We start from the raw sequence: 22,711 nt of genomic DNA on the forward strand, positions 1-22,711 counted from the left end.
GAGCAGGTCCCATGAACACTCCTGTCATCACCGACACCATGAACAAGGACTTCGTCCTCGCGGTTGAAGGGCTCACCGTCTCGTTCGACGGGTTCAAGGCGGTCAACGACCTCTCCTTCTACGTCGACGAGAACGAGATCCGCGTCATCATCGGCCCCAACGGGGCCGGCAAGACGACGGTGCTCGACCTCATCTGCGGCCGCACCAAGGCGACCACCGGGTCCATCAAGTTCAAGGACCAGGAGCTGACCCGGATGAAGGAGCACGAGATCGTGCGCGCCGGGGTCGGGCGCAAGTTCCAGAACCCGTCGATCTACGAGGACCTCACCGTCTTCGAGAACCTCGAGATCTCCTATCCCAAGGGCCGCTCCGTGGTGGGCGCCCTCACCTTCCGCCGCGACGCGCCGGTGAAGGAGCGGGTGCAGGAGATCGCCGAGATGATCTTCCTCGCCGACCAGCTCGACCAGCGCGCCGAGTATCTCTCCCACGGCCAGAAGCAGTGGCTCGAGATCGGCATGCTGCTGATCCAGGACCCCGAGCTGCTGATGCTGGACGAGCCGGTCGCCGGCATGAGCGTGTCGGAGCGCAAGAAGACCGCCGAGCTCCTGCACACGATCATCAAGAACCGTTCGGTGATCGTGATCGAGCACGACATGAAGTTCGTCGAGGACATCGCCCACAAGGTCACGGTCCTGCACCAGGGCAAGATCCTGTCGGAAGGCCCGATGGCCAAGGTCCAGGCGGACCCGAAGGTCATCGAAGTCTATCTCGGCCATTGAGGGGCGGAACATGCTGAACGTCGAGAAACTTCACGTCTCCTACGGCGAGAGCGAGGTTCTCCACGGGCTCGACTTCAAGGTCGCGCCCAACGAGATCATCGCCATCATGGGCCGCAACGGCATGGGCAAGACCACGCTCATGAAATCGCTCATGGGCATCGTGCCGACCAAGAGCGGCGCGGTCTCGGTCGGCGAGACCGACATCACCCGGCTGAAGAGCTACGAGCGCGTCGCCAAGGGCATCGCCTACGTGCCGCAGGGCCGCATGATCTTCTCCACCATGACGGTGCAGGAGAACATCGAGACCGGGCTGATCCCGCGCGGCGAAAGCAAGGTGCCGACGGACATCTACGAGCTGTTCCCGGTGCTGCTGGAGATGAAGGGCCGGCGCGGGGGCAACCTCTCCGGCGGCCAGCAGCAGCAGCTCGCCATCGCCCGCGCGCTCGCCACCGCGCCCAAGGTGCTGCTGCTCGACGAGCCGACCGAGGGCATCCAGCCCTCGATCATCCGCGAGATGGCCCGCACGCTGAAGCGCATCCGCGACGAGCGCGGCCTGTCCATCATCGTCTCCGAGCAGGTGCTCTCCTTCGCCCTCGACATCGCCGACCGGGTGCTCGTCATCGAGAACGGCGAGATCGTCCACGAGAACGAGCGCTCCGAGGTCGACGAGGCCGCGGTCGCCCGCTTCCTGTCCGTCTGACGTACCGGCGGCCGGGCCGACCCGCGGCCGCCACCCAGTATTTCGCATGCAGCCCAAGGGGAACGGAGTGTGCCATGCCTGAAACTTTGATCTCGGTCGATCTGTCCAAGCCGGCCACGGAGAACGAATATCTGCACAATCGCTGGCACCCGGACATTCCGATCGCCACCTGGGTCGAGCCCGGTGCCGACTTCATCGTCGAGACCGTCGACTGGACCGGCGGCGCCATCGCCAACAATGACAGCGCCGACGACATCCGCGACGTCGACCTGTCGACCGTGCACTATCTGTCCGGCCCGATCGGCATCAAAGGCGCGGCGCCGGGCGACCTGCTCGTCGTCGACATCCTCGACGCGGGCACGCTCAAGGGCCACGAATGGGGCTTCAACGGCTTCTTCTCGAAGAAGAACGGCGGCGGCTTCCTCACCGATCACTTCCCGCTCGCCCAGAAGTCGATCTGGCACTATGAGGGCATGTTCACCCGCTCGCGGCATGTGCCGGGCGTCGGCTTCGCCGGCCTCATCCATCCCGGCCTGATCGGCACCCTGCCCTCGCAGAGCCTGCTCGACACCTGGAACGCGCGCGAGCAGGCGCTGATCGACACCAACCCGACCCGCGTGCCCCCGCTCGCCAACCCGCCCGCGCCCAAGACCGCGCATCTGGGCAAGCTCGGCAAGGGCGACGCCTGGGACAAGGTGGCCTCGGAAGGCGCGCGCACCGTGCCGCCGCGCGAGCATGGCGGCAATTGCGACATCAAGGACCTGTCGCGCGGCTCGAAGATCTACTTCCCCGTCTATGTCGACGGCGCCGGCCTCTCCATGGGCGACATGCACTTCTCCCAGGGCGACGGCGAGATCACCTTCTGCGGCGCGATCGAGATGTTCGGCGCGTGGCTGCACATCAAGGTCGACCTGATCAAGAACGGCATGGCGATGTACGGGATCAAGAACCCGATCTTCAAGCCGTCGCCAATCACGCCGAACTACAAGGACTACCTGATCTTCGAAGGCATCTCGGTCGACGAGAGCGGCACGCAGCACTATCTCGACGCCAACGTCGCCTACCGCCAGGCCTGCCTCAACGCGATCGAGTACCTGACCAAGTTCGGCTACTCGCCCGCGCAGGCGCACTCGATCCTCGGCGTCGCGCCGGTGCAGGGGCATTTCTCGGGCGTCGTCGACATCCCGAACTCCTGCGCCACGCTGTGGCTGCCGACCGAGATCTTCGACTTCGACATCAAGCCTTCGGCTGCCGGCCCGACCAAGTTCATCGACGGTTCGGTCGACATGCCGATCTCGCCGGACCTGTGACCCCCGCTTGGGTCCGGCAATGGGGCGGTGCCCGGCATCGCCCCATCCTGTCCGGCAGGGCCGTGGCGAGACCATGCTCGCCATCCCTGCCGTAAGCCATCGGTCGGCGGTGCCCGTCACCGCCTTCCCTTCTGGAACGAGGAAACGCCCAAGGAACCGGCCGATGCCCGTCTACGAATATCTTTGCGACGAATGCGGCGACTTCACCACGCTGCGCCCGATGAGCGAGTATCAGGCCCCGCAACCCTGCCCCGACTGCGGCGCCATGGCGCCGCGGGTCATGCTCACCGCGCCCCACTTCTCGTCCGTCTCGCGCGCGAGCCTCGTTGCCCACGCCACCAACGAGCAGGCCCGCCACGAACCGATGAGCGTCGACGGCTACAAGGCGAAGCAGGAGCGCGCCCGTCACGGCTCCGGCTGCTCGTGCTGCTCCGGCATGAAGAGCCGCAGCAAGAAGTCGAAGACCGCGACCAGCCCGAACGGCGCCAAGAGTTTCCCCTCGGCCCGCCCGTGGATGATCAGCCACTGAGGCGGCTGTAGGCGCCAAGCCGCCTCACTCGCCGATCGCCACCCCCTCGCGGCGCGGATCGGCCGCGCCGGTCAGCCCGTCCGGGCCGATCTCGACCGCCTGCACGCCCGAGGTCATCGGCATCGCACGCACCTCGAAGCCGAGCCCGCGCAGGGCCGGCTCCAGCGCCTGCGCGCCACTTCCCTCCTCGATCTCGACCGCATTGAATCGCGCCAGCACGTTCGGCGCCGCGATCGCCTCGGCGATCGGCATGCCCCAGTCGAAGCGGGCGATCAGCGTCTTCGCCACATAGCCGATGATCTGGCTGCCGCCGGGCGAGCCGAGCGCGAGCAGCGGCTTGCCGTCCTTCAGCACGATGGTCGGCGACATGGAGGAGCGCGGCCGCTTGCCGGGCTCGACCCGGTTCGCCACCGGCACGCCGTCCTTCTGCGAGCGGAAGGAGAAGTCGGTCAGCTCATTGTTGAGCAGGAAGCCGCCCACCATCAGCCGCGAGCCGAACCCCGCCTCGATGGTGGAGGTCATCGAGACGACATTGCCCTCGGCGTCGACGATGGTGATCTGCGTGGTGCAGGGCAGCTCCGGCGCATTGCCGTCGGCCCGGGCCGGCGCGGCCATGGCGTGGTCCCATGTCGGCGTGCCGGGCGCCACCTCCGGCAGGGCGTCGTCGCCGGCGAGGAGGCGGGCGCGCGCAGCGAGATAGTCGCGCGCCAGCAGGCCGCGGGTTGGCATCGGCACATAGTCCTCGTCGGCCATGTAGCGTTCGCGGTCGGCGAAGGCGAGGCGCGAGGCGTCGGCGATCAGACGCCACGCCTCCGGCGATTGCGGGCCGAGCGCCGTGAGGTCGTAGGCGTCCAGCATGCCGAGGATCTGGCCGATGGTGAGCGCACCCGAGCTCGGCGGCCCCATGCCGCAGACCTCGAGCCCGCGATAGCTGCCACACACCGGCGTGCGCTCCTTCACCCGGTAGTCGCGCAAATCCTCGGTCGCGAGCAGGCCGGGATTGGCCGCCTCATGCACCTTGCGCACGATCTCGCCCGCCAGCGGGCCGCGATAGAAGGCATCCGCACCGCCTTCGCTCAACGCCTGCAGGGTCCGGGCATAGGCCGGATTGCGCAGAACCGTGCCGGCCTTGAGCGGCGCACCGTCGGCGTCGAGGAAATAGGCCCGCGCCGCGCCGTCGCGCTTCAGCGTCTCGACGTCGCCCGCGATCAGCTCCTCGAGCCGCGGCGAGACGGCGAAGCCCTCCTGCGCCAGGCGGATCGCCGGGCGGAACAGCCGCGACCAGGCGAGCCGGCCATAGCGGCGATGCACGGTCTCGAGCAGGCGCGGCGTGCCGGGGGTGCCGACCGAACGCCCGCCGATCACCGCGTCCATGAAGGCGAGCGGCGCGCCGGCGGCGTCCTGGAACAGGGTCGGCGTCGCCGCGCGCGGGGCGGTCTCGCGCCCGTCGAAGGTGGTGAGGCGGCTCTGCTCCGCGTCCCAGTAGACGAGGAAGGCCCCGCCCCCGAGGCCGGAGGACTGCGGCTCGACCAGCCCCAGCACGAGCTGGGTGGCCACCAGCGCGTCGATGGCGCTGCCGCCCTCGCGCAGCACCTGCGCGCCCGCCTCGGCGGCGAGCGGGTTGGCCGCGGTCACCATCCAGTGTTTCCCGGTGGCCGATTTCGCGCCGGCGATGCGCGCGCTCGCCGCCTCGGGCGGCCGGGTATCGGAGCTCTGCTGGGCCTGAAGCGGGCCGGCGAGAACCACCAGCGCCACCAGCATCCCGCAACCGAGCCATCCACCTCGCTGCCAAGCTCGCCGCATCACCTGCCCTCTTTTCGCGCATGCACAAAGATGATTGCTCACCGTAACGCGATGTGAAGGGGAAATCCGCATCGCGCTGGCCGGGGGGAAGTGACGACCCGGCGAATCGGGTTAAGCTTCAAGGGTCGTCAACAATTGAAAGGAGGTGATCCAGTGTCTGATCGTCTTGATCTGCGGTCGTCGGTGAACGTGACCTGGACGCTTGCCTCTTGTGAGGTCCGTGCCGCGTGAAGCGACATTTCGCGCCGCCTGATCGGCGCTCACCGGGCCGGACCGCGGTCTGACATGGGAAGGGCTGCTCGCAAGGGCAGCCCTTCTTTCTTGGCCTCCGATTTCCTGATTTCCGATATCTCCGCCTGCCGACCGAGGAACTGCGCGAAAACGTGGCGAAACCGATCTTCATCTATATCGACGCCGACGCCTGCCCGGTGAAGGACGAGACCTACCGCGTCGCCGCGCGGCATCGCATCAAGGTGTTCCTGGTCGCCAACAGCTACATCGCCGTTCCCCGCGACGTGGAGGTGGAGCGCGTCGTCGTTCCCTCCGGGCTCGACGTGGCCGATGACTGGATCGCCGAGCGGGTGGAGGAAGGCGATCTCGTCGTCACGGCCGACGTGCCGCTCGCCGCGCGGGTGGTGGCCAAGGGCGCGGAAGCCATCGGGCCGACCGGAAAGCCCTTCACCACCGCCTCCATCGGCATGCAGCTCGCCACCCGCAACCTGATGCAGGACCTGCGCGAGGCGGGCGAGATCACCCGCGGGCCCCGCCCCTTTTCGCCGCGCGACCGCTCGGAATTTCTGCAGGCGCTCGACCGTGCCGTAAATCGGCTGAAACGAAAGGGCTTCCTGGCGGGTTGAAGAGCTGACATTCGCCGCCGAAGGAGATGCCAATGCTGCAGGCCTGCCTCAATGGCTCGCGCACGCGGGATTTTCACCGCCTCACGCCGCTGAGCGCCGCCGACCTTGCCGCCGACGCAGTGGCCGCGCTCGCCGCCGGCGCCAGCGAGCTCCACATCCATGTGCGCGGCGCGGACGGCGCCGAGACGCTCGCCCCCGATATGGTCGCGCAGGTGCTGGACGAGGTCCGCGCCCGCGTCCCGGGAACGCCGATCGGCCTGTCGACCCATGGACGCATCGCCCCCGGCGCGGAGCGGCTCGATGCCGTGGCGCACTGGAGCGTGCTGCCGGACTACGTCTCGGTGAACCTGATCGAGCCCGAGGCGCCGGAGATGATCCGCCTCGCCCTGTCGCGCGGCATCGGGGTCGAGGCCGGGCTCTGGTCGGCCGACGACGCCGAGCGCTTCGTCGCGCTGCCGGAAGCGCGGCAGGTGCTGCGCATCCTCATCGAGATCAACGAGCAGGACGAGGCCGAGGGGCTGGCGGCGGCGGCCGCGATCCGCAAGGTGCTGGCCCGCGCCAGCCTCGACGTGCCCGCGCTCCAGCATGGGCTCGATGCGACGATGTGGCCGCTCTACCGCGACGCGCTGATGCGCGGCATGGACGGGCGCATCGGGCTGGAGGACGGCAAGCTGCTGCCCTCCGGCGAGGAGGCCGAGGACAACGCCGCCCTCATCAAGGCGGCGCTGGAGATCGCCCGCGTGCCGCCCAATCCGGTCGCGGCGACCGGCACCGGCTGAGCCTCACCCCGAGTTCCGCAGGCCCGCCGAGATGCCGTTGATGGTGATCTGGATGCCTTGGAGCACCTTCTCGTCGGTGTCGTTGGCGCGGTACTTCCTCAGGAGTCCGACCTGCACGTGGTTCAGCGGGTCGATATAGGGGAAGCGGGCGCGGATCGAGCGGTCGAGCAGCGGGTTGGAGCCGAGCAGCCGGGGCTGTTCGGAAATCGACAGCAGCGCGTCGATCGCCGCCTGATGCTCGGTGCGGATACGCCCGAAGATGCTCTCGCGCAGCTCCACGTCCTCGACCAGCTGCGCGTAGCGCGAGGCGATGGCGATGGAGCTCTTGGAAAGCACCATGTCCATGTTGGAGAGCTGGGTGCGGAAGAACGGCCACTCCCGGTACATCTCCTGCAGCAGGCCGAGCCCGTCCGGGTGCAGCTCCAGCCACTGGCGCACCGCGGTGCCGAAGCCGTACCAGCCCGGCAGCATGAGCCGGCACTGCGCCCAGGAGAACACCCAGGGAATGGCACGCAGATCCTCGATCCGCCGCGTCTTCTTGCGCGAGGCCGGACGCGAGCCGATGTTCAGCGTCGCGATCTCGTTGATGACGGTGGATTCCCAGAAATAATCCTCGAAGCGCGGGGTCTCGTAGACCAGCGCGCGATAGGCCCGGAACGCCGCCTCCGACAGGTCCTCCATCACGGTGAGATATTCGTCACGCGGCGCCTTGGCGTCTCCCGAGAGCAGCGTCGCCTCCAGCGTCGCGGCGGTGAGGATCTCGAGATTGCCGCGCCCGACCGCCGGGTTCGAATATTTGGAGGAGATGATCTCGCCCTGCTCGGTGATGCGGATCTGCCCCTGCACCGCCCCGCCCGGCTGGGCGAGGATGGCGTCGTAGCTCGGCCCGCCGCCGCGGCCGACCGAGCCGCCCCGGCCGTGAAACAGGCGCAGCCGCACGCCGTGGCGCCTGAACACCTCGATCAGCTCGATCTCAGCCTTGTAGAGCTCCCAGCCGGAGGTGACGAAGCCGCCATCCTTGTTGCTGTCGGAATAGCCGAGCATCACCTCCTGCACGCCGCCGCGGCTGTCCACCAGCCGGCGATATTCCGGCAGGCGGAACATCTGCTCCATCACCTTCGGCGCGTTGCGCAGATCCTCGATGGTCTCGAACAGCGGCACGATGTGCATCGCCGAGGTGCCCGCCGGGTCGACCAGGCCGACCTCCTTCAGCAGCAGGGCGAGCTCCAGCATGTCGGAGACGCCTTCCGCCTTGGAGATGATGGCGGTCTGCATCGCCTCGGACCCGTAGATCCGGTGGATGCGGGCGCAGGTGCGCAGCATCTCCAATTCGCCCTCGGTCTCGTCCGAATAGTCGATGAAGGGCGAGGTCAGCGGGCGCGCCGTGGTCAGCTCGCGCAGCAGCAGCGCGACGCGCGTGCCCTCGGGCAGCGCCTTGTAGTTGGTGCCCGGCGAGGCGACCTCGAACAGCTCGGTCACGCAGCGCTCATGCACGTCGGAGTTCTGGCGCGAATCGAGGATGGCGAGATGGAAGCCGAAGCAGTCCACCGCCCGGCGCAGCGCCCTCAGCTTGCCGCGCGCGACGGCGGCCGAGCCGTGCGCCTTGAGCGAACGGTCGAGCACGTCGAGGTCGGCGCGCAGCTCCGCCGCCGAACCATAGGGGGCGGCGTCCGGCTTCTCGGTGACGCCGGCGAGGTCGGCCACCTCGAGCCGGAAGGCGGTGGCGCGCAGCCGCGTCGCGATGGCGCCCATGGCGAGGCGGTAGGGTTCGTGGCGCCGGTGCGGCGAGGTCTCGCCGGGCGCGGTGTCGATCAGCGCCATCAGCTCGTCCGAGACCTTCACCCGGATGGTGCTGATGGACAGCTCTCCGCCGAGCTCGTGCAGCTCGCTGAGATAGAAGCTCACCGCCAGCGCGCTCTGCATGCGCATGGTCTCGCTCGTCACGTCGGCGGTGACGAAGGGATTGCCGTCGCGGTCGCCGCCGATCCAGCTTCCGACGCGGAAGAAAGAGGCGAGCTCGGGCGGCGGCAGCAGCGCGCCGCTCTCCGCCGCGTCGCTCTCCATCGCCGCCAGCCGGTCCTCCACCGCCGCGTAGAGCGTGGGGAGCTGGCGCAGGAAAGTGTAGTCGTAATAGGCGAGACCGTTCGCCACCTCGTCGAGCACGGTGAGCTTGGTCTTGCGCAGGAGGTTGGTCTGCCAGAGCGTCAATACGCGCCGGCGCAGTTCGTCGTCGGCGAGCTGCTGCTCCTCGGGCGTCGGCTCGGTGCGGGCGCGGTCGGCCAATAGCTCGGCGATGCGCATCTCGTGCGTCAGGGTGGAGCGGCGACGCACCTCGGTCGGGTGGGCGGTCAGCACCGGGCTCGCCAGCGCCGTGGCGAAGAAATTGCGCAGCTCGGCGACGGTGATACCCGCCTTGCGCGCACGCTCCAGCGCCCCGACCACCGTCGCCGGCCCGGCACCATGCCCGCTCGCCGCCGCCGCCCGCATGCGGCGGATGACGTTCTGATCCTCGGCGATGTTGGCGAGGTGCGAGAAATAGCTGAAGGCGCGCACGATGCTGATCGTGTCGTCCGCGTCGAGGTCGCTGAGCATCGCCTCCAGCTCGTGCCGGGCGCCCTCGTCCTCCTCGCGGTGGAAGCGCGTCGAGACCCGCCGGATGTTCTCCACCAGATCGAAGATCGGCTCGCCTTCCTGGTCGCGCAGCGTGTCGCCGAGCACGCGGCCCAGCATGCGGATGTCCTCGCGCAGCGACAGGTCGAGCTCGCCGTCCGGATCGATATCGGCATCGGGCAGCGCGATGGTGAGGGCAACGGACATGGCGATACTCCCTGAGACCCGTGGGACTTAGCAATTAGCATGCCGGGCATGACACCCCGATGCGGCCCTTTTCCCCACCCGGGGAAGGCAGCCGCCCGATACCAGTGCGACCTTGGCGCAACAGCTTCGGATTCTCGTGCGAACTGGCAACAATTGCCCTATGTCCGCCGCGATTGTGAACGAAATGACTGTACATATGAACGAAACGCTCAGCTGGGGTTCAGCGTTAGCCGTTCATAACGGTGTTCGTGAAAGGATCAGCGCCGGAAGAAAAACGGTGTTGATTCAGCAGGAAGCCGGCAGTCGGCCGGCAGTGTGACATATGCGTGTGCGTAACAGGAAGGACGTTGAAATGCCCCCCGTCTTGAATCGCGCCGAGGGCCAGACCCCCGCCGCGCTTCGTCCGGCAAAGACCCCGCTCGCCGCCGATCCGCGTCAGACCGCCAGTTCCACCGACAAGAAGGCCGGCAACACGGCCGCAGCGCCGGTGGGATCGATCGCGGCCATCGAGTCTCTGCTCGGCTTTTGACCGTTACGGACCCGCGCCTGCTCGGCCTTTTGGCGACGGCGCGCGGATGTGATCGCGGCAGAGGGTGACAAAGCCTGCCCCGCCCCCCATATGGATGACGTAGCGGCATGTGCCGCCATCCTGTTGTCGAGCGAGAAAGGCCCGCCACCCGTGCGTAAACTGCGACTGAGCTCCGCCGCCCTGCGCGTTGCGCTGGCGTCTGTCATCGTCGCTGTCGGCGTCGTTGCCGCGAGCGACTTCGCCGAAGCCCGGCTCGGGCGGAGCGGAAGCTTCGGCAGCCGTGGCATGCGGACCTGGTCGACGCCCGCGCCGACCCCGACCTCCCCCTATGCCCAGCCGATGCAGCGTTCGACCACGCCGCAGAGTCAGCTGGGGCAGAGCGCCACGCGCCCGCCGATGGCCCAGCCGGGCGGCCTGTTCGGCCGTGGCGGTTTCATGGGCGGCCTGATGGGCGGCCTTCTCGGCGCCGGGCTGTTCGGCCTGCTGATGGGCGGCGGCTTCTTCTCCGGCATCGGCAGCATGGCCGGCTTCTTCGGCCTCCTCCTCCAGATCGCCCTGATCGTGATCGTGGTGCGGCTCGTCATGGGCTGGCTGCGCACGCGCAACCAGCCGTCCTATGCCGGCGCGCGGCCCGATCCGCTGCGCCGCTCCGGCCTCGACGAGGCCGGCGGCGGCACGGACGCGCCGGTGCGGCCCGGCTTCGGCTCCGCGCCGCGCGGGCGGCCGCTGAAGCTGGAGGGCACCGATTTCGACAGCTTCGAGCGCCTTCTCGGCGAGGTCCAGAACGCCTATGGCCGGCAGGACCGTGCCGAGCTGGCGCGCCGGCTGACGCCGGAGATGATGGGCTATATCGGCGAGGAGCTCGACGATCTCGTCCGCAACGGCCTTGAGAACCGGCTGTCCGACGTGAGGCTGCTCCAGGGCGACCTCTCGGAAGCGTGGAGCGAGGGCGATCGCGACTACGCCACGGTCGCCATGCGCTACGAGCTGAAGGACGTCACCGTGGAGAGCGCCACCGGCCGCGTCGTCCAGGGCGACCCGGACCGCCCGGCGCAGGTGACCGAGTTCTGGACCTTCGTGCGCAGCCCCGGCGGCGAGTGGACGCTGAGCGCAATTCAGCAAGGTTAACGCCGTTTTCCTTACGGAAAGCTGAGACAGTCATCGAACGATAGGGAATTCGATCCCAGGATAGCCCTCCCTCAACCAATAGAGGCAAGGGAGGCTCTCCATGTTCCGTTCATTCGTTCGACAGGGAATCGTTGCTGCGGCGTCGTTTTCCATGGCGGCGGCGCCGGTCGCCGCCAACGCCTGCACCTCCTTCGTCCTGGCGGCACAGGACGGCTCCTACGTGTATGGCCGCACCATGGAGTTCAGCATGCCGCTGCACTCGCAGCTCATGGTGATCCCCCGCAACCATGCGTTCACCGGCACCGGGCCTGACGGCACGGCCGGCGCCGGCCTCTCCTGGACCTCCAAATACGGCGCTGCCGGCGCCAACGCGCTCGGCCTGAACATCCTCGTCGACGGCATGAACGAGAAGGGCCTGGGCGGCGGCATGCTCTACCTGCCGAACTATGCCGAGTTCCAGGACGTCGCACCCGGCGAGGCCAAGAACTCCATCGCCTCGATCGAGCTGCTGACCTGGATCCTGACCAACTTCGCCACGATCGACGAGGTGAAGGAGAACCTGCCCAAGATCAAGGTGAACAAGGCGCCGCAGGAAACCTTCAAGATGCCGGTGCCGCTGCACGTCACGCTGCACGATCTTCAGGGCAAGAGCCTCGTCATCGAATATGTCGGCGGCAAGCTGAACATGTACGACAACCCGATCGGCACGCTGACCAACGCGCCGGAATTCCCCTGGCACCTCGCCAATCTCGGCCTCTACGGCAATCTGTCGCCGAACGAGCCCCCGGCCCGCAAGATCGGTGGCGAAAGCTTCGCCGGCCCCTCGACCGGCGCGGGCATGCACGGCATTCCCGGCGACTTCCTGTCGCCCTCGCGCTTCATCCGCGCCACCATGTTCGCCGACAGCCTGCCGCCGCTCGCCACCGGCCTCGACGCGATGGACGCCGCCCGGCACATCCTCGACAATTTCGACATCCCGCCCGGCGCGATCCGCACCGAGGCCGGCTCGGATGTGGGCGGCGGCGTCGCCGGCTGGGAGACGACCGAATGGTCGGCGGTCGCCGACCTCAAGCGCGGCATCTACGCCATCTGGGACTACAAGAACCCCAACCCGCGCGCGCTCATCTTCTCCGAGCTCGATCTCGACGCGAAGGATATCCGCACCGTGTCCTTCGAGGTGAAGGCGGACTTCGTCAACCTGTCGAAGTGAGCCGCGCCGCCGTCAGCTAGACGGGGCGGCGGTCGAGGGGGTCCCGGCCGTAACGGTTGGGGCCCTCATCGCCGCGTGCCATGAACCAGAAGAAGATGACGAAGGCTCCGATGCCGGTGAGCCCGATCAGCAGCCACCAGGCGCTGCGGCCCATGTCGTGAAAGCGCCGCGCGCCGACCGCAAGGCTCGGCAGCAGCATGGCGAGACCGGCGAGGCTGGACAGCGGGGTGAACCCGCGCGCGCCGTGATGCGCGATGAGGCCGTAATTGTCGAACAGGGCGGCGTCGAGAATGCCGGTCGCGGCCTGCACCAGAATCGTGAACAGGACCCACCACCAGTATTCCGAACGCGGCGCGCGTCCGTGGAACGTGGCGTACTTGCTCAGAACACTCGAAATCGATTCACCGAACTCGAGTCGCTGCCCATAACTCGTCTTCATCTGCCTGACCGACTTAACTCCCCCGGGAAGCGGAACATACGACGGAGGGTATTAACCCTATATTGATACCTCTGCCGAAAGGGCCGCGATGCCCGTGACGGCAGAGATTACGTGAAGATCCGCGCCGCGCACAACCCTGGATTACGATCGGGGAAGGTCTCGACCCGGGCAGGCCCGTACCGCCGGATTCAGGATCGGCCTCACCGCCCCTTGCGCCGCCCGCCCTTGCGATAGCCCTTGGTCATAGGGTCCGGGCGCTCGGGACGGGTCCAGCCGTCCGGCCCCAGCGGCTCCACCCGGTCGGTGCCCGGGCCCATGTCGTCCAGCGAGGGCCGGATCACGCGGGAGGCCGAGCCGCCGGCATCATAGACCGCCTGCGCTTCATCGGCCCGCGCATCGGCACCGGAGGAGACATGGCCGGGCGAGGAGCGCGGCCCGCCCCGGCCCGCCTTCGCGCCGCCCTTGCCCTTCTTCTCCGGCAGGTTGCCGGCGCGGCCATATTTGCGCTCGCCGCGATAGCCGCCGGTGCGGTCGTCCACGCTGTCCTGGCGCGCCAGCGGATCGTCGGAGATGGCGAGTTCGGTCGCCTGCAGCCGCTTGATCTCGTCGCGCAGCCGCGCGGCCTGCTCGAAATCGAGGTCGGCCGCCGCCGCGCGCATGCGCTTCTCAAGGTCGGCGATCACCGCGGCAAGGTTGTTGCCATAGGTCGCGGCGCCCTCGGCGAGGCCGGAATCGACGGTGACGTGGTCGCGCTCATAGACGCTTTCGAGGATGTCGCCGATCGCCTTCTTCACGCTCTCCGGCGTGATGCCGTGCTCGGTGTTCCACGCAACCTGCTTGATGCGGCGGCGCTCGGTCTCCGCCATCGCCCGCTCCATCGAGCCGGTGATGGTGTCGGCATAGAGCAGCACCCGGCCGTCGACGTTGCGCGCAGCGCGGCCGATGGTCTGGATCAGCGAGGTCTCCGAGCGCAGGAAGCCTTCCTTGTCGGCGTCGAGGATCGCCACCAGCCCGCATTCGGGAATGTCGAGCCCCTCGCGCAGCAGGTTGATGCCGATCAGCACGTCAAAGGCGCCGAGCCGCAGGTCGCGGATGATCTCGATGCGCTCGATGGTGTCGATGTCCGAATGCATGTAGCGCACGCGGATGCCGTTCTCGTGCAGATATTCGGTCAGGTCCTCGGCCATGCGCTTGGTCAGCGTCGTCACCAGCGTGCGGTAGCCCTTCGCCGCCACCTGCCGCACCTCGCCCAAGAGGTCGTCGACCTGGGTCCGGGCGGGACGCACCTCGACCTCGGGGTCGACCAGGCCGGTCGGGCGGATGACCTGCTCGACGAACACGCCGCCGGTCTTCTCCATCTCCCATTTGCCGGGGGTGGCAGAGACATGCACCGTCTGCGGGCGCATCGCCTCCCACTCCTCGAAGCGCAGCGGCCGGTTGTCCATGCAGCTCGGCAGGCGGAAGCCGTATTCGGCCAGCGTCGCCTTGCGGCGGAAGTCGCCGCGGTACATGGCGCCGATCTGCGGCACGGTGACGTGGCTCTCGTCGACGAAGATGAGGGCGTTGTCGGGCACGTATTCGAACAGGGTCGGCGGCGGCTCGCCGGGCCGGCGGCCGGTGAGCCAGCGCGAATAGTTCTCGATGCCGGCGCAGCTTCCCGTCGCCTCCATCATCTCTAGGTCGAAGGTGCAGCGCTGCTCCAGCCGCTGGGCCTCGAGATAGCGGCCCATGGCGTTGAGTTCCTCGAGCCGGTGCTTGAGCTCGGCCTTGATGCCCTGGATCGCCTGGATCAGCGTCGGGCGCGGCGTCACATAGTGCGAGTTGGCGTAGAGCTTGATGAACTTGAGATCCTGCGACTTCTGCCCGGTCAGCGGGTCGAATTCCTGGATGCTCTCCACCTCGTCGCCGAACAGCGAGACACGCCAGGCGCGATCCTCGTAATGCGCGGGGAAGATCTCGATCACATCGCCCCGCACCCGGAAGGTGCCGCGGCCGAAATCGCCCTGGGTGCGCTTGTACTGGAGGGCGACAAGGTCGGCGAGGAGCTGACGCTGGTCGATCCGCTCGCCGATCTCGACCTTGAAGGTCATAGACGCGTAGGTCTCGACCGAGCCGATGCCGTAGATGCAGGACACCGAGGCGACGATGATGACGTCGTCGCGCTCAAGCAGCGCGCGCGTCGCCGAATGGCGCATGCGGTCGATCTGCTCGTTGATGGACGACTCCTTCTCGATGAAGGTGTCGGTGCGCGGCACATAGGCTTCCGGCTGGTAGTAGTCGTAATAGGAGACGAAATACTCGACCGCGTTGTCGGGGAAGAAGCTCTTGAATTCGCCATAGAGCTGCGCCGCGAGCGTCTTGTTCGGCGCCAGTACCAGCGCCGGGCGCTGCACGCGCTGGATGACGTTGGCCATGGTGAAGGTCTTGCCCGAGCCGGTCACGCCGAGCAGCACCTGGTCGCGCTCGCCCTGGTCCGCCGCCTCGACCAGCTCGGTGATCGCCTGCGGCTGGTCGCCATTGGGCGTGTAGTCCGACTTCAGCTCGAAGCGGACGCCGCCTTCCGACTTTTCCGGACGCGCCGGGCGATGTGGCGCCCAGACCTGTTTGTCGACCTCGGCGCGCCCGCCCTCGATCAGCGCCGACAGGGCGGCGACGGTGGCGGAGGCGCCCGAGGTCGGCGCCACGCCGAGTTTCTCGGCGAGCGCGGGATCGAGCGTGGAAACTTGCGCGGGTTCGAAGGCGCGCTGCGAGCGCTCTCCGAATCCGCCGGGACGTGCAGCTTTCGGCATGGCGTCAATATGGGGTCGGCGGGCGGTGGAGAAAAGGGTCCACCGATCACGGGGCGACGACACCCCACTCCTTTCCCGATCCCACCCCGCCGCGGGCGTCCGCGTCGGCAAGATCGGCGAACGTCGCGGCGATCACATCGGCGGCATCTGCCGCCCGCAGTGGCAGAAGAAGCGGCATCCCGCCACGCCGCCACGTAGATCGCTCTGCAGAATTATCCTATTATATCAATGTAGTAGGATATAGTTTGCCTTAAATTTAATCATTGGCATGGCATATGCATACTTCAATGTATGCAACACGGACGCGCATCGCCGTGGACGAATGCGGAGCCTGCCATGCCCGAATCCCTCCTCGCCGCCGAGCCGGCGCCGATCGCCTTCGACCCGAAGCGCACGGCGATGGTCATCATCGACATGCAGCGCGACTTTCTGGAGCCCGGCGGCTTCGGCGAGACGCTCGGCAACGACGTGTCGCTGCTGCAGGCGGCCGTCGGGCCGTGCCAGGCCGCCCTCGCCGCCGCCCGCGCCGCCGGCATGCTGGTGATCCACACCCGCGAGGGCCATCGCCCGGACATGATGGACGCCCCGCCCGCCAAGGTGGAGCGCGGCGAGCCCACGGCGCGCATCGGCTGCGCCGGGCCGATGGGCCGCATCCTCATCCGCGGCGAGCCGGGCCACGACATCATCGCCGAGCTCGCCCCCGCCGAGGGCGAGCCGGTGCTCGACAAGCCCGGCAAGGGCGCCTTCTACCAGACCGACCTCGAGCTGATGCTGAAGAACCGCGGCATCGACACGCTGCTGGTGTGCGGCGTCACCACCGAGGTCTGCGTCCACACCACCATTCGCGAGGGCAACGACCGCGGCTACCGCTGCGTGGCGCTGGCCGATTGCTGCGCCTCCTATTTCCCGGAATTCCACCGCGTCGGCCTCGAGATGATCAAGGCGCAGGGCGGGATCTTCGGCTGGGTGTCCTCCTCTTCCGGCCTCGTCGCCGCCCTCGGCAACAAGGCGCAGGCCGCGTGAGCGCCCGCCCGCCGACGAGCTGACGCCACGGAGGCGACGCCGCCCGCGCCGCCGCCCCGACGAAAGTGATCCGTGCCTGACGCCTGCGCGACCACCGTCTTTCCATGGGGATCAGCTTCATGTCCGCGAACGAGATGACACCGATATCGCCCGCCCGCATCGGCATGCGTCCGACGTTGTGGACGCGGGGCGACTGGAATGCCCTGTTCGGCTTCGGCACCAACATCCTCGTCAACATGCTGGTGCTGACGGGCCTGCTGCAGTTCGTGCTGAAGATGCCGCCGGAGATCGTGTTCGGGCGCATCCTGCCGGCGGTCGGGCTGATGATGTTCCTGTCGACGGCCTATTACGCCTTTCTCGGCTACCAGCTCGCCAGGAAGACCGGGCGCGACGACGTCTGCGCCCTGCCCTCGGGCATCAGCGTGCCGCACATGTTCGTCGTCACCTTCGTGATCATGCTGCCGATCGGTGCCTCGACCGGCGACCCGATCCAGGGCTGGGAGGCGGGCCTCGTCTGGGTGTTCTTCCAGAGCTTTATCCTGATGATCGGCGGCTTCGTCGCCCCCTATATCCGGCGCATCACGCCGCGCGCCGCACTGCTCGGCACGCTGGCGGGCGTGTCCATCGCCTTCATCTCCATGCGCCCCGCCTTCGAGATCTTCGCCACGCCGGTGATCGGCCTCACCTGCTTCGCCGTCATCATGGTGAGCTGGTTCGGCGGGGTGAAGTACCCGAAGGGCATCCCCGCCGGCCTCGTCGCCATCGCGGTCGGCATGGTCATCGCCTGGGGGTCGAACATCTTCGGGCTCGGCTATGGCGGCATGAGCCTCGCCAATGTCGGCGACGCGGTGGCGAATTTCGGCTTCGAGATCCCGCTGCCGGCCCTCGACCACGTCTTCCACGGCTTCCGCTATCTCGGCGTCATCCTCGTCACTGCGATCCCGTTCGGCATCTACGACCTCGTCGAGGCGATGGACAATGTGGAGAGCGCCGAGGCGGCGGGCGACCACTACCCGACCACGCGGGTGTTGACCGCCGACGGCGTGGTCAGCCTGATCGGCTGCCTGATGGGCAACCCGTTCATCAACGCGGTCTATATCGGCCACCCGGGCTGGAAGTCGATGGGCGGGCGCATCGGCTATTCCGCCGCCACCGGGCTGATGGTGATCGTCCTCGCCTGGTTCGGCGTCATCGCGCTGCTGCTGGCGCTGATCCCGGTGGTCGCGATCTCGCCGATCCTGCTCTACATCGGCATGCTCATCGGCGCGCAGGCGTTCCAGACCACGCCGAGCCGCCACGCGCCCGCCGTCGTGCTGGCGCTCAGCCCCCACCTCGCCGCCTGGGCGAAGCTGCTGATCGACAACTCGCTCGGCCTCGCCGGCACCTCGGCCGCCGCCATCGGCTTCGACAAGCTCGGCTCGGTCGGCGTACTCTATCACGGGCTGGAGGTGATGGGCGGCGGCGCGATCCTGGTCGGGCTGGTGCTCGGCGCCATCGCCGTGTTCGTCATCGAGCGTAAGTTCGTCCACGCCTCCGCCTTCGCGCTTGCGGGCGCGGTGCTCACCTTCTTCGGCTTCATGCATGGCGAGATGGTGGGCATCGCGGTCACGCCGGGCGTCTCGCTCGCCTATGTCATGGTCGCCGGCCTGCTGTTCGCCTGCTCCCGCTACGCCGTGCCCGAGAGCCTGCCGGCGGAAGCGCGCGGCGCCGAGCCCGAGGGCGCGCAGCCCGCGCCGGCGGAATAGGCGCGGCATCGGCTCTTGCGCTTCGGCCGGGGGGCACGGAGCGACTTGAGGCGGCGCGGGTCATCTCCCTGGATGGCCCGCGCCACTTCCGCCTGCGGAGTGCCCCTTCGTAACTTTCATTCTGCTGAGGGCCGAGCTGTGCTCTGCTGTCCTCGCCGGCGGGCGCACCCTGCCGGCCGGGGCCGCTGCGCGGCCGCGTCCACACTGGCTTGAAAGGCTTTGATCATGTCGATCTTGAAAAAGGGACTTGCCGGCACGCCGGTGAAGATTCTCCAGGAGAAGCTTGGTGTCCCGGCCGATGGCCGGTTCGGGCCCCAGACGGAGGAGGCGCTCAAGGCGTATCAGAAGGAGCACGGGCTGGGCACCGACGGCATCGCCGGTCCCGACACCTTCGCCTCGCTCGGCCTTTACGAGCTCGTCCTGCTGAAGGTGGGCTCCTCGGGCGAGACGGTGAAGAAGCTTCAATCGGCCCTCGGCATCGCCACCGACGGCAAGTTCGGCGCCGGCACCGCCAAGGCGGTGAAGACCTACCAGGCCGCCAACGGGCTCGAGGCGGACGGCTTCGCCGGCCCCGCGACGCTCGCCAAGCTGGCCGTTTTCACGGAAATCACCCCGGCGGTGATTTCGAAATCGCAGATCGACCCCGGCGCGGCGCCGGCGCCGCAGGCGCCGGACGAGACGCCGGTGGCGGAGGCCGCCGAGGCGCCGCCGAAGAGCATCTGGGCGACCATCAAAGGTTTCTTCAGCTGACGGGCCGGCCATCGGATGCCATCATCCGGTGGCCTTCCCTCCTCCTGTCGAGACATCCATGTCCCTGCTGCTCAAGTTCGACCTCGAAACCTTCGGCGAGCCTGAAGAGACCGCGCCGCTGCCCGAGCGCATCGTCGCCGGCAATCCGCGCCATCTCACCTGGAACTTCGAGACGCTGCCGGACGGCGCGCTGTTCGCCGGGGTGTGGGAATCCTCGCCCGGCGCCTGGCGGGTCGACTACGAGGAATGGGAGTTCTGCACCCTGACCGCCGGCGTCTCGATCCTGCACGAGGACGGCGCCGCCCCGGTGCGGCTGCAGGCGGGCGACAGCTTCGTCATCCGGCCCGGTTTCAAGGGCATCTGGGAAGTCGTCGAGACGACGCGCAAACTTTACGTCATCCGCCTGATCTGAGAAACTTCGTATTGCGTGCGCCTCAACACGGAAGGTGTCGATATGCAGTACGATCGCATACGCAGCGCATCCTCCCTTTCCTTGCAACATCTTGCCCTGCCGCATCTTGCGTTGCCGTCTCTTGCCACGGCCGCCGTTCTGCTGCTGGCGACCGCCGGCAGCGCGGCGGCGGACTGCACCTGCCGCGCGGGCGGGCGCGACTACCAGCTCGGCCAGCGCGTATGCCTCTCGGGCCCCTCCGGCCCGCGCATGGCGGTGTGCGGCATGAACGAGAACGTCTCGAGCTGGATCTTCGCCAAGGAGCCGTGCAACGTCTCCCTGCGGCGCGCCCCGCTGCGCCTCGCCGCGAGCTCCGTTCCGCTGCACTGACCGCAGGGCGCGGATTTTGCGCCCGATGTTGCGCGCTCGTCCTTGACCGGTGGCGGGGTGGGATGCATCGTCCGGCCAACGCATGGGAGAGGGCTGTCATGGTCAAGGATCGGAGCCGGGGTTTGGGCGCCGCGACACGTTGGGCGACGGGGCTGCTGGCGAGCGCGGCGCTGCTGGTCGGGTCCGCCGGCACGGGGCACGCGGCAAGCTTCCTCGAGAAGAACTTCTGGCTTTCCGGCCCGAACTACAGCGGCAACGTGCCGTCCTGCGACCTGCCGGCCGCGCTCTCGCGAATCCAGAAGCACTTCGCCGAGACCGAATCGAAGTACTGGAACTCGTCGCTGCAGATCGATTCTTTCGACCGCATCCACCAGATCGCCTTCCGGCCCTGGGGCGAGGAGTACATTCCGCGCCGCTATTGCGCCGCCGATGTCGTCATCTCCGGCGAGACCACGGCCGCGACGCCCTACGCCACCAGCCAGTATGTCGGCGGCAAGGTCGGCGCGCCGCCGGTGATGCACGGCACCCGCCACCGCATCTACTACTCGCTGGTCGAGGATGGCGGCTTCCTGGGCTTCTCCTGGGGCGTCGAATGGTGCATCGACGGGCTCGACCGTTCCTGGACCTACGCGCCGCACTGCCGCATGGCGCTGCCGTGAGTCCAGCCGAGGTGGCGCGGCGCCTCGGCGCCGCGTTTCTTCTGCTCGCCGCCCTGTCGGCCTCGGCCCGGGCGGAAGGCGAACCGGGCCGGTTCGATCACTACGTCCTCTCCCTTTCCTGGTCGCCGACCTATTGCCAGACGGCGCAGGCCGAGCCCGCGCAGTGCGACCGTGCGCGCCCCTTCGCCTTCGTGGTGCACGGGCTGTGGCCGCAATATGCGCGCGGCTGGCCCGAGTTCTGCCAGCGCCCTGCGCCCTATGTTCCCGAGCCGGTGCTGCGCGGCGTGCTCGACATCATGCCCAGCCGCAACCTCGCCCTGCATGAGTGGCGCCGGCACGGCACCTGTTCCGGGCTCGACGCCACCGCCTATTTCACCACGCTGCGCCGCGCCTTCGGCGAGGTGACGATCCCCGCGCAGTTCCGCCATCTCGACACCTATCGCACCGTCACGCCGGGCGAGGTGGAGAGCGCGTTCCGCGCCGCCAATCCGGGGCTCGCCGCCGACATGATCGCGGTCGACTGCGACGGACGGCGCCTGACCGAGGTGCAGATCTGCCTCGACCGCTCGCTCGGCTTCACCTCCTGCACCGAGGTCGACCGCCGTGCCTGCCGCGCCGCGCGCATCGTCATGCCGCCGACGCGCGGCGGCTGAACCGCCGGACCCATGCCATGAACTACCGCCACGCCTTCCATGCCGGCAATTTCGCCGATGTCGTCAAGCATGTCGCTCTGGCGCGCATCCTTGCCTATCTCGGGCGCAAGGATGCGCCCTATCGCGTCATCGACATCCATGCCGGCGCCGGCTTCTACGATCTCGCGGGCGAGGAAGCCGGGCGCACCGGGGAATGGCGCGGGGGCATCGGCGCCGTGCTCGGGGCGACGTTCACCCCCGAGGTCGCCGCCCTGCTGGCGCCATGGCTCGACGCGGTGCGGGCGCTCAATCCGGCCGGACCGGACACGGCCCCCGGGGCGCTGCGCTTCTATCCCGGCTCGCCGCTGATCGCCCTCGCGCTGACCCGGCCGCAGGACCGGCTGCTGTTCTGCGAGACCGTGCCCGAGGTGCGCGGCGCGCTGGAGGCGGCGGTCGGCCGCGAGCCGCGCGCCAAGGTGCTGGCCGTCGACGGGTGGCAGGCGCTCCACGCCTATCTGCCGCCGAAGGAGCGGCGCGGCGTAGTGCTGGTCGACCCGCCCTTCGAGGACCCGCACGAGTTTCCACGCATGGCCGACGCCCTCGTCGAGGCGCACCGGCGCTGGTCGGGCGGGATCTACGCGCTCTGGTACCCGATCAAGGACGTGCGCGCGGTGGATGCCTTCCGCCGGGCGATCGAGCGGGCGCGCATCCCGAAGACGCTGAACATCCAGTTCGACCTGCGGGCGGTGCGGCAGGCCGATGCGCTTTCCGGCTGCGGCCTCGTCATCGTCAACCCGCCCTTCACGCTGGCGGACGAGCTCCGACTGGTGCTCGGCGCCCTCGCCCGCGTGCTCGCCACCGACGGCACCGGACGGGTGCGCGTCGGCTGGCTCACCCCGGAGCGCTGACGCCGAAGCGCTGACGCCGGTGTTGCTGACGCAAAAGCGCCGGCGTCGGTCGCCCGTCATCTCCCCGTCCTAGATTCCCCTTCCGCAACGCCTCGACACCCTGATCGCGCCCCCGCTCACGCGCGCCCAGGGCGCGGGCGGGCGTTCGCGATCCGGCTCCCGCATGCGTCCGGCATCGGTCTTGCTTGATGGACAGGGGCTAGGAGATCCGGCGAATGGCAGGAGTCCATTCGGGGATGAGGAGAGCAGGCGAATGGCGACGACGGGTACCGTCAAGTTCTTCAACACCGAGAAGGGATACGGCTTCATCCGTCCGGACGACGGAGGAAGGGATGTGTTCGTGCACGTTTCAGCCGTCACGCGCTCGGGCCTCGGCACGCTGGCGGAAGGACAGCGGGTGAGCTTCGAGGTCGAGCCGGACAAGCGGGGCAAGGGGCCCAAGGCCATCGACCTGCAGCTCGCCGACTGATACGCCTCGCACGAAGCTGCGGCATACCGCCGTCGGCCGGCAGAGCGGCATGCCGATGACGACCAACGGCGACGC

23 protein-coding genes are annotated in these 22,711 nt (G+C 68.3%); 18 read left to right on the top strand and 5 right to left on the bottom strand.

Going from position 1 to position 22,711, the window contains the following annotated elements; all coding sequences use genetic code 11:
* The first annotated feature begins 11 nt into the window (after nt 1–11).
* The 4 genes from urtD to NVS89_RS01665 all read left to right on the top strand — a co-directional run bounded on the left by urtD (nt 12) and on the right by NVS89_RS01665 (nt 3,318).
* On the top strand, nt 12–779 hold the full coding sequence (gene urtD / locus NVS89_RS01650; RefSeq protein WP_258730735.1) for an urea ABC transporter ATP-binding protein UrtD: 768 nt from the start codon (nt 12–14) through the stop codon (nt 777–779).
* A gap of 10 nt (nt 780–789) precedes the next feature.
* The gene (urtE, locus tag NVS89_RS01655; protein ID WP_258730736.1) at nt 790–1,479 is read left to right on the top strand and encodes an urea ABC transporter ATP-binding subunit UrtE; all 690 of its coding nucleotides are present in this window, start codon (nt 790–792) and stop codon (nt 1,477–1,479) included.
* 74 nt (nt 1,480–1,553) lie between these two features.
* On the top strand, nt 1,554–2,789 hold the full coding sequence (gene fmdA / locus NVS89_RS01660; RefSeq protein WP_258730737.1) for a formamidase: 1,236 nt from the start codon (nt 1,554–1,556) through the stop codon (nt 2,787–2,789).
* A 163-nt stretch (nt 2,790–2,952) separates the two neighbouring features.
* Nucleotides 2,953–3,318: an FmdB family zinc ribbon protein gene (locus NVS89_RS01665; RefSeq protein ID WP_258730738.1), complete on the top strand. Its 366-nt coding sequence runs from the start codon at nt 2,953–2,955 to the stop codon at nt 3,316–3,318.
* A gap of 24 nt (nt 3,319–3,342) precedes the next feature.
* On the opposite strand, the gene ggt is transcribed toward NVS89_RS01665, so the two are convergent.
* A complete protein-coding gene (gene ggt, locus NVS89_RS01670; protein ID WP_374114507.1) occupies nt 3,343–5,121 on the bottom strand; it encodes a gamma-glutamyltransferase in 1,779 nt (592 codons plus the stop codon).
* Nucleotides 5,122–5,504: 383 nt separating this feature from the next.
* On the opposite strand from ggt, the gene NVS89_RS01675 reads away from it, so the two are divergent.
* Nucleotides 5,505–5,978 carry a YaiI/YqxD family protein gene (locus NVS89_RS01675; protein ID WP_258730739.1) on the top strand — a complete coding sequence of 158 codons (474 nt, stop codon included), beginning with the start codon at nt 5,505–5,507 and terminating at the stop codon, nt 5,976–5,978.
* A gap of 32 nt (nt 5,979–6,010) precedes the next feature.
* A complete protein-coding gene (locus NVS89_RS01680; RefSeq protein WP_258730740.1) occupies nt 6,011–6,757 on the top strand; it encodes a 3-keto-5-aminohexanoate cleavage protein in 747 nt (248 codons plus the stop codon).
* 3 nt (nt 6,758–6,760) lie between these two features.
* Here NVS89_RS01680 and ppc read toward each other — a convergent pair whose 3' ends face one another.
* Nucleotides 6,761–9,574: a phosphoenolpyruvate carboxylase gene (gene ppc / locus NVS89_RS01685; RefSeq protein WP_258730741.1), complete on the bottom strand. Its 2,814-nt coding sequence runs from the start codon at nt 9,572–9,574 to the stop codon at nt 6,761–6,763.
* 352 nt (nt 9,575–9,926) lie between these two features.
* On the opposite strand from ppc, the gene NVS89_RS01690 reads away from it, so the two are divergent.
* The 3 genes from NVS89_RS01690 to NVS89_RS01700 all read left to right on the top strand — a co-directional run bounded on the left by NVS89_RS01690 (nt 9,927) and on the right by NVS89_RS01700 (nt 12,441).
* Nucleotides 9,927–10,103: a hypothetical protein gene (locus NVS89_RS01690; protein ID WP_258730742.1), complete on the top strand. Its 177-nt coding sequence runs from the start codon at nt 9,927–9,929 to the stop codon at nt 10,101–10,103.
* Nucleotides 10,104–10,253: 150 nt separating this feature from the next.
* On the top strand, nt 10,254–11,231 hold the full coding sequence (locus NVS89_RS01695) for a Tim44 domain-containing protein (protein ID WP_258730743.1): 978 nt from the start codon (nt 10,254–10,256) through the stop codon (nt 11,229–11,231).
* 100 nt (nt 11,232–11,331) lie between these two features.
* Complete coding sequence (locus NVS89_RS01700; protein ID WP_258730744.1) at nt 11,332–12,441, top strand: linear amide C-N hydrolase; 1,110 nt, start codon at nt 11,332–11,334, stop codon at nt 12,439–12,441.
* Nucleotides 12,442–12,457: 16 nt separating this feature from the next.
* Here NVS89_RS01700 and NVS89_RS01705 read toward each other — a convergent pair whose 3' ends face one another.
* The 3 genes from NVS89_RS01705 to NVS89_RS01715 form a co-directional block, all read right to left on the bottom strand.
* A complete protein-coding gene (locus tag NVS89_RS01705; protein ID WP_258730745.1) occupies nt 12,458–12,880 on the bottom strand; it encodes a DUF805 domain-containing protein in 423 nt (140 codons plus the stop codon).
* Between the two features lie 200 nt (nt 12,881–13,080).
* On the bottom strand, nt 13,081–15,669 hold the full coding sequence (uvrB, locus tag NVS89_RS01710) for an excinuclease ABC subunit UvrB (protein ID WP_258730746.1): 2,589 nt from the start codon (nt 15,667–15,669) through the stop codon (nt 13,081–13,083).
* A gap of 46 nt (nt 15,670–15,715) precedes the next feature.
* Nucleotides 15,716–15,847 carry a hypothetical protein gene (locus tag NVS89_RS01715; RefSeq protein WP_258730747.1) on the bottom strand — a complete coding sequence of 44 codons (132 nt, stop codon included), beginning with the start codon at nt 15,845–15,847 and terminating at the stop codon, nt 15,716–15,718.
* A 158-nt stretch (nt 15,848–16,005) separates the two neighbouring features.
* Between NVS89_RS01715 and NVS89_RS01720 the strand changes: the two genes are divergently transcribed.
* From NVS89_RS01720 to NVS89_RS01760, 9 genes are all read left to right on the top strand, one after another.
* The gene (locus NVS89_RS01720) at nt 16,006–16,692 is read left to right on the top strand and encodes a cysteine hydrolase family protein (RefSeq protein ID WP_258730748.1); all 687 of its coding nucleotides are present in this window, start codon (nt 16,006–16,008) and stop codon (nt 16,690–16,692) included.
* 119 nt (nt 16,693–16,811) lie between these two features.
* A complete protein-coding gene (locus NVS89_RS01725; RefSeq protein ID WP_258730749.1) occupies nt 16,812–18,437 on the top strand; it encodes a regulator in 1,626 nt (541 codons plus the stop codon).
* A 225-nt stretch (nt 18,438–18,662) separates the two neighbouring features.
* Nucleotides 18,663–19,187 (top strand): peptidoglycan-binding domain-containing protein, encoded by a 525-nt coding sequence (locus tag NVS89_RS01730; RefSeq protein WP_258730750.1) that lies wholly within the window; start codon nt 18,663–18,665, stop codon nt 19,185–19,187.
* Between the two features lie 58 nt (nt 19,188–19,245).
* Complete coding sequence (locus tag NVS89_RS01735; protein WP_258730751.1) at nt 19,246–19,599, top strand: cupin domain-containing protein; 354 nt, start codon at nt 19,246–19,248, stop codon at nt 19,597–19,599.
* Nucleotides 19,600–19,710: 111 nt separating this feature from the next.
* Entirely contained in the window at nt 19,711–19,968 is a 258-nt protein-coding gene (locus tag NVS89_RS01740) for a hypothetical protein (protein WP_258730752.1), read from the top strand.
* A 98-nt stretch (nt 19,969–20,066) separates the two neighbouring features.
* On the top strand, nt 20,067–20,627 hold the full coding sequence (locus tag NVS89_RS01745) for a hypothetical protein (RefSeq protein ID WP_258730753.1): 561 nt from the start codon (nt 20,067–20,069) through the stop codon (nt 20,625–20,627).
* Nucleotides 20,624–21,280: a ribonuclease T2 family protein gene (locus tag NVS89_RS01750; protein WP_258730754.1), complete on the top strand. Its 657-nt coding sequence runs from the start codon at nt 20,624–20,626 to the stop codon at nt 21,278–21,280. The genes NVS89_RS01745 and NVS89_RS01750 overlap by 4 nt, the downstream gene beginning before the upstream one ends.
* A 17-nt stretch (nt 21,281–21,297) precedes the next feature.
* Nucleotides 21,298–22,167: a 23S rRNA (adenine(2030)-N(6))-methyltransferase RlmJ gene (locus NVS89_RS01755; RefSeq protein WP_258730755.1), complete on the top strand. Its 870-nt coding sequence runs from the start codon at nt 21,298–21,300 to the stop codon at nt 22,165–22,167.
* A gap of 253 nt (nt 22,168–22,420) precedes the next feature.
* Nucleotides 22,421–22,636, top strand: a complete 216-nt coding sequence (locus tag NVS89_RS01760; protein ID WP_258730756.1) for a cold-shock protein — start codon at nt 22,421–22,423, stop codon at nt 22,634–22,636.
* The last annotated feature ends 75 nt before the right edge of the window (nt 22,637–22,711 follow it).

The organism is Ancylobacter mangrovi, assembly GCF_024752355.1.
GTDB classification, from domain to species: domain Bacteria; phylum Pseudomonadota; class Alphaproteobacteria; order Rhizobiales; family Xanthobacteraceae; genus Ancylobacter; species Ancylobacter mangrovi.

Excerpts from the sequence above, each read along its gene's own strand:
- ppc (WP_258730741.1), bottom strand. The coding sequence starts at position 9,574 with ATGTCCGTTGCCCTCACCATCGCGCTGCCCGATGCCGATATCGATCCG.
- NVS89_RS01760 (WP_258730756.1), top strand. The coding sequence starts at position 22,421 with ATGGCGACGACGGGTACCGTCAAGTTCTTCAACACCGAGAAGGGATAC.
- NVS89_RS01720 (WP_258730748.1), top strand. The coding sequence starts at position 16,006 with ATGCCCGAATCCCTCCTCGCCGCCGAGCCGGCGCCGATCGCCTTCGAC.
- NVS89_RS01690 (WP_258730742.1), top strand. The coding sequence starts at position 9,927 with ATGCCCCCCGTCTTGAATCGCGCCGAGGGCCAGACCCCCGCCGCGCTT.
- NVS89_RS01665 (WP_258730738.1), top strand. The coding sequence starts at position 2,953 with ATGCCCGTCTACGAATATCTTTGCGACGAATGCGGCGACTTCACCACG.
- NVS89_RS01705 (WP_258730745.1), bottom strand. The coding sequence starts at position 12,880 with ATGAAGACGAGTTATGGGCAGCGACTCGAGTTCGGTGAATCGATTTCG.
- urtE (WP_258730736.1), top strand. The coding sequence starts at position 790 with ATGCTGAACGTCGAGAAACTTCACGTCTCCTACGGCGAGAGCGAGGTT.
- ggt (WP_374114507.1), bottom strand. The coding sequence starts at position 5,121 with ATGCGGCGAGCTTGGCAGCGAGGTGGATGGCTCGGTTGCGGGATGCTG.
- NVS89_RS01755 (WP_258730755.1), top strand. The coding sequence starts at position 21,298 with ATGAACTACCGCCACGCCTTCCATGCCGGCAATTTCGCCGATGTCGTC.
- urtD (WP_258730735.1), top strand. The coding sequence starts at position 12 with ATGAACACTCCTGTCATCACCGACACCATGAACAAGGACTTCGTCCTC.
- NVS89_RS01725 (WP_258730749.1), top strand. The coding sequence starts at position 16,812 with ATGTCCGCGAACGAGATGACACCGATATCGCCCGCCCGCATCGGCATG.
- NVS89_RS01745 (WP_258730753.1), top strand. The coding sequence starts at position 20,067 with ATGGTCAAGGATCGGAGCCGGGGTTTGGGCGCCGCGACACGTTGGGCG.
- NVS89_RS01680 (WP_258730740.1), top strand. The coding sequence starts at position 6,011 with ATGCTGCAGGCCTGCCTCAATGGCTCGCGCACGCGGGATTTTCACCGC.
- NVS89_RS01715 (WP_258730747.1), bottom strand. The coding sequence starts at position 15,847 with ATGCCGCTTCTTCTGCCACTGCGGGCGGCAGATGCCGCCGATGTGATC.
- NVS89_RS01700 (WP_258730744.1), top strand. The coding sequence starts at position 11,332 with ATGTTCCGTTCATTCGTTCGACAGGGAATCGTTGCTGCGGCGTCGTTT.
- uvrB (WP_258730746.1), bottom strand. The coding sequence starts at position 15,669 with ATGCCGAAAGCTGCACGTCCCGGCGGATTCGGAGAGCGCTCGCAGCGC.
- NVS89_RS01730 (WP_258730750.1), top strand. The coding sequence starts at position 18,663 with ATGTCGATCTTGAAAAAGGGACTTGCCGGCACGCCGGTGAAGATTCTC.
- NVS89_RS01735 (WP_258730751.1), top strand. The coding sequence starts at position 19,246 with ATGTCCCTGCTGCTCAAGTTCGACCTCGAAACCTTCGGCGAGCCTGAA.
- fmdA (WP_258730737.1), top strand. The coding sequence starts at position 1,554 with ATGCCTGAAACTTTGATCTCGGTCGATCTGTCCAAGCCGGCCACGGAG.